The following is a 5516-nucleotide window of genomic DNA, read 5'->3' on the forward strand; positions in this document are numbered from 1 at the left end:
GCCCCGCCCGTCCTTCCGCCCCGCCCGTCCCCCGGCCCCGGCGACCCCCTCCGTCCCGGCGACCCGACGACTCCTCGGCCCCCCGCCCCGTCAGCCCAGCGGCGCCCGGGGCACGATGACCGGCGCGCCGTCCCCCGGCGCCGCGAGCACATGGCTGTCGATGTCGTACAGCGCCCGCACCAGCGGAGCGTCCACCACCTCGCGCGGCGGCCCGCAGGCCACCACCGCGCCGTCCCGCAGCGCGACCAGCAGGTCCGCGTACCGGGCGGCCGCCGCGAGGTCGTGCAGCACCATGACCACCGTCCGCCCGCCCGCCGCGACCCGGCGGACCAGCTCCAGCACCTCCACCGCGTGCCCGAGGTCGAGCGCGCTGGTCGGCTCGTCGAGCAGCACCACCGGGGTGTCCTGGGCGAGCACCATGGCCAGCCAGCAGCGCTGGCGCTGGCCGCCGGAGAGCCGGTCGAGCCAGCGGTCGGCCAACTCCTCCACGCCGGTGGCGCGCAGGGCGTCGGCGGTCAGCCGCTCGTCCTCCGCCGACCACTGCCGGAAGAGTCCCTGGTGCGGGTGGCGGCCGTAGCGGACGAGTCCGGCGACGGTCACCGCCTCCGGGGCCTGCGGGCTCTGCGGCAGCAGCGCGACCCGGTGGGCGGCCTGGCGCGGGCGCAGCCGCCACACGTCCTCGCCGCCGACCAGGACCCGCCCGCCGTCCGGCCGGTGCAGCCGCGCGACGGAGCGCAGCAGGGTGGACTTCCCGCAGCCGTTCGGCCCGACCACCGCCACCACCCGGCCGGCCGGGACGGTGAGGTCGACGCCGCCGAGCACCGGGCGCCCCGGCCCGTAGCCGGCGCTGAGTCCCTGGATCGTCAACTCCATGGCAGCTCCCCCTCGACCGGCGCCCGCTCAGCTGCCGCCGAGCGCCTTGGCGAGGTCGCCGATGACGACGTCCGCGGCGAGCGGGCCGCCCCGGGTGGACCAGACCGAGCCGTCCACGGTGACGGCGTGGTTGTTCTTCACCGCGCCCAGCTCCTGGTACGCGGGCTTGGACTGGACGTCCTTGAGCGCGGTCTTGCCGTCGTCGGTCAGGGTGGAGAGGAACAGCCAGTCGCCGTCGATCTCGTTGAGCTTCTCCAGGCTGAGCGCCGGGCTGTGGGCGTTGCCGTCCTTGTCCTGCGCGGCCGGGCGGGTCAGGCCCATGTCCAGGGCGACGCCGCTGGCGAACTGCTTCTTCTCCATCCAGCTCGGGCCGGTGGGGTTCCAGCGGACGATGGAGACGGCGGCGCCCTTGTTCTTGCCGAGCTCGCCGCCCGCCTTGGCGGCCTTGGCCTCGTAGTCGCCGATCACCTTGTTGGCCTGGTCGAGCTTGTTGACGGCGTTGCCGATGCCCCGGAAGGCGAGCTTCCAGTCGTCGGTGGGCGCCATGGTGACCAGCGTGGCGGGGGTGATCTCGCGCAGCTGCTTGAGCACCTGCTCGTCCTGCATGTCGCCGGCCAGGATCAGGTCGGGCTTGGCCGCGATCACCTTGTCCATCACGGGCTGGAGCAGGTTCCCGACCACCGGGACGCCCTGCACCTTGTCCTTGAGGTACGCGGGCGGCTCGGCCAGCCCCTGGCCGTTGGTGATGCCGGCCGGCTTGACGCCGAGGGCGAGCACCGCGTCCAGGTCCTCCTGGGTGAGGGTGACGATCCGCTTGGGCTCGGCGGGGACCTCGACGGCCTTGCCGGTGGCGTCCTTGACGGTGCGCTTGCCGGTGTCGCCGCCCTTGCCGCCGCCCGCCGCGTCGGCCGCCGGGGAGGCGGCCGTGGACGAACCCGAGGAGGAGCCGGAGGAGCCGCAGCCGGTGAGCAGGAGCGCGGCCGCCCCGGTGACGGCCAGCGCCTGGGCCGCACGGCGGCGGACGGGGCTGAGCGGGCGACGGGCGAACGGCATGGGTGCCTCCGGGCAACGATGGTACGGGAGTTGAGCGGCGTCCGGGTTGTTCGGCGGGGCGGAGGGGCCCCGCGGGACGGACTCGACCATTAGGTTAGCCTTACCTTATGACATTGTCGCAAGCCGGCGTCACCAAGGCGCCCCCCGCCACCGCGCCGGAGCCCCGACGGCCCGGGGGCCGCCCGGAGGGGCCCGGGGGCCGCCCGGAGGGCACCCGCCCCACCTGGCCGGCCGTCACGGCGGCGGCGGTGCTCCTGCTCGCCCTGGCCGCGCTCTCGCTGTCGGTCGGCGCCGGCGAGGTCGGCCCCGGCCGGGTGCTGGACTACCTGCTGAACCACGACGGCGCCCGCGCCGACGGCCGACTGGCCCTGGTCGTCGGCGACCTGCGACTGCCACGCACCCTCACCGCGCTGCTGGTCGGCGCGGCGCTCGGCGTCGCCGGGGCGCAGCTGCAGTCCGTCACCCGCAACCCGCTGGCCGAGACCGGCCTGCTCGGCGTCAACGCCGGCGCCTCGCTGGGCGTCGTGCTCGGCATCGCCGTACTCGGCATCCAGAGCTCCTACGGCTACCTCGCCTTCGCCTTCGGCGGCGCCGTGCTCGCCAGCGCGCTGGTGCTGCTGATCGCGGGCAGCCGGGGCGGCGGCTCGCCGATGCGGCTGGTGCTGGGCGGCTCCGCGGTCGGCGCCACCTTCGGCGGGCTCACCGGTGTGCTGATCGTCAACTCGCCAGAGGCCTACGACCGTTACCGGGTCTGGGTGCTCGGCTCACTGGCCGGGGTGGAGGGCTGGAGCACACTCGCCCGGCTCACCCCCGTCCTCGGCGCCGGCTTCCTGCTCGCCGCGCTCACCACCCGGCCGCTCACCGCCCTGGCGCTCGGCGACGACCTGGCCCGCGGCCTCGGCCACCGCCCCGGCGCCACCCGGGCCGCGGTCGCCGTCGCGGTCACCCTGCTGACCGCCTCCGCGGTCGCCCTGGCCGGGCCGGTGTCCTTCCTCGGCCTGCTGGCCGGCTTCCTCGCCCGGTCCCTCGCCGGTCCGCGGATCGGCCGACTGACCCTGCTCGCCGGACTGTTCGGCGCGGCCGTGCTGACCGGCGCCGACGTGCTGGCCCGGGTGGTGGCCAGGCCCTACGAGGCGCCGGTGTCGGTGATCGTCGCCCTCGTCGGCGCCCCGGCCCTGATCGCCATCGTCCGCTCCCGGCGCTCCGCCGCGCTCGCCCTCAGCGACCCGGCCGAGGCCACCCCGCCGGCCGGACGGCGGGCCGAACCGCCCGCCCCGAAGCCCGACCTGGCACTGCGGTACGGCGCCTGGTCGCTACTGCTCCCCCGCCGGGCGCTGGCCGCCTCGCTCGGCCTGGCCGCCGCCCTGCTCGCCGCCGTCGTGGTCGCCGCCCACGCCGGGCAGAGCGAACTCGACCTCGGCCGCACCTTCCAGGCCGTGTTCGGCTACGGTGACCGCCTCGACGTGCTGCTGGTGCAGAAGTTCCGGCTCGGCCGGATCGTCGCCGCCCTCGCCGCCGGGGCCGCGCTCGGCCTGGCCGGCTGCCTGACCCAGACCCTCGCCCGCAACCGCCTGGCCACCCCCGAACTCCTCGGCGTCAACGACGGCGCGACCGCGGCCGTGCTGATCTCGGCCACCGCCTCCGGCACCTTCGGCGCCTGGTGGGCCGGACCGCTCGGCGCGCTGGCCGCCGTCCTGGTGGTCACCCTGGTCTCCGGCGGGCTCGGCGCGCGCGGCTACCGGGTGCTGGTCGTCGGCCTCGCGATGTCGGCGCTGGCCTCGGCGGTGATCCAGGTCGCGCTGGCCCGCCGCTCGCTCAACTCGGCCGGATCGCTGTACGTTTGGACCTCCGGCAGCCTCAACGGCCGGGACCTCGCGATCGCCACGCCCGTCCTGGTCGGGCTGGCCGCACTGGTGCCGCTCGCCCTGGTGGCGGCCCGGCGTCTGGCGGTGCTGCGCTTCGACGACAGCGTCGCCTCGGCGCTCGGCGTCGACCCGGGCCGGGTGCGGCTCGCCTGCCTGCTGCTGGCCGTCGCCCTGGCCGGGCTGGCGGTCGGCGTCTGCGGGCCGGTCGGCTTCGTGGCACTGGCCGCGCCGGTGGTCGCCGGGCGGCTGGCCGGACCCGCACGGGTGCCGGTGCTCGGCTCGGCCCTCACCGGCGCCCTGCTCGTCGTCCTCGCGGACACCCTGGGACGGGTGCTGCTCGGCGGGGTGGAGATCCCCGTCGGCATCGTCACCACCGTCCTCGGCGGCCCGTTCCTGCTCTGGGTGCTGCTCAGCCGCAAGGGCAGCCCCGCGTGACCACCCCTGGAGAACCCACCGTGGAAGCCCCGCCCGTCGTCGCCCTCGACCCCGACGACCCCGCCTACCGCCTGGTCACCTTCACCCACCGGGAGGCCGACTGCGACGGCGTGCTCGCCCTGCTGCACACCGTCACCGACAAGGACCGCCACGCCGGGGACCTGACACCGCACCTGATGGAGCGTCAGGCCGACGGAAGCTGGTCGATCACCTACCGGCTGCGCGAGGACCACCGCGCCTCCTACCAGCTGTACCCCTTCCGGGGCGAGGCCCCCGGCACCACCCGCGCCGACTGGCTGCGCGTCCTGGACCGGGCCCGCCCCGACCCGTACGACACCGAACCCCGGCTGCCCGCCCGCGACGGCCGGCACCCCTCCTCCGTGCTCAGCCTGCCCGCCGCGCCCGCGCAGCCGTACGTGGCGCGGCGCGAGGGCGTGCCGCGCGGGCGGACGGTCGCGCACACGGCGGCCGGCCGGCGGGTGGACGTCCACCTCCCGGCCGGGCACCGCGCGGACGGCGGCCCGTACCCGGTCGCGGTGCTGCTGGACGGCGAGATGTGGGGCGGGGTGCTGTCCGTCGGCGACACCCTCGACAACCTGGCGGCGGACGGCGCGATCCCGCCGACCGTCGCCCTGCTCGTGCACACCATGGGCCCGCAGCGGCCGGACGACCTGAGCTGCAACCCGGCCTTCGTCGACCTCCTCGCCGACCGCCTCCTCCCCTGGGCCGCAACGGAGTTCGGCGCGAGTACCGACCCCGCCGACACCGTGGTCGCGGGCCAGAGCGCGGGCGGCCTCACCGCCGCCTACGCGGCCTACCGCCGCCCGGAGCGCTTCGGCAACGCGCTCTCCCAGTCCGGCTCCTTCTGGTGGCCCGACGAGACGGAGTTCGACGTCGGCAGCGAGTGGCTGACCCGCCGCCTCGCCGCCGAACAGCGGCGCCCGGCCCGCTTCTGGGTCGAGGTCGGGCTCCAGGAGTGGATGCTGCTCGCCCAGAACCGCCACCTGCGCGACGTGCTCACCGCCCGCGGCTACGACCTCGCCTACCGCGAGTTCAACGGCGGCCACGACTACGCCTGTTGGCGCGGCGGCCTGGCCGACGGGCTCGCCCACCTGCTGGGCGGCCGGTGACCTGCGGACCAGCCGGTCCGCGGGCGGTCGGCGGCGGTCCGGGACCTCACCCCTGATCGCCGCCGGCGGTCGCGGTCGGGATCCGGGAACGGCGTCACCGTCTTCTTCCGGGGTCCACGATCGGGTAGAGCGGGAAGCCCATCCGCGGGTAGTCGCGGAT

General features: G+C 76.3%; 4 protein-coding genes. 2 read left to right on the plus strand and 2 right to left on the minus strand.

Features of this window, described 5'->3' with window-relative positions; genetic code table 11:
• Window positions 1-90: 90 nt before the first annotated feature.
• Together ACFU7Z_RS35415 and ACFU7Z_RS35420 are read right to left on the minus strand one after the other, a co-directional pair.
• On the minus strand, window positions 91-873 hold the full coding sequence (locus tag ACFU7Z_RS35415) for an ABC transporter ATP-binding protein (RefSeq protein ID WP_380782105.1): 783 nt from the start codon (window positions 871-873) through the stop codon (window positions 91-93).
• A 27-nt stretch (window positions 874-900) separates the two neighbouring features.
• Window positions 901-1926, minus strand: a complete 1026-nt coding sequence (locus ACFU7Z_RS35420; RefSeq protein ID WP_380782107.1) for an ABC transporter substrate-binding protein — start codon at window positions 1924-1926, stop codon at window positions 901-903.
• A 107-nt stretch (window positions 1927-2033) separates the two neighbouring features.
• On the opposite strand from ACFU7Z_RS35420, the gene fhuB reads away from it, so the two are divergent.
• Together fhuB and fes are read left to right on the plus strand one after the other, a co-directional pair.
• Complete coding sequence (gene fhuB, locus ACFU7Z_RS35425; protein ID WP_380782109.1) at window positions 2034-4226, plus strand: Fe(3+)-hydroxamate ABC transporter permease FhuB; 2193 nt, start codon at window positions 2034-2036, stop codon at window positions 4224-4226.
• Window positions 4227-4246: 20 nt separating this feature from the next.
• Entirely contained in the window at window positions 4247-5356 is a 1110-nt protein-coding gene (gene fes / locus ACFU7Z_RS35430) for an enterochelin esterase (protein WP_380782111.1), read from the plus strand.
• Window positions 5357-5516: the final 160 nt, after the last annotated feature.

Source organism: Kitasatospora sp. NPDC057518, from assembly GCF_042802075.1.
Classification (GTDB): Bacteria; Actinomycetota; Actinomycetes; order Streptomycetales; family Streptomycetaceae; genus Kitasatospora.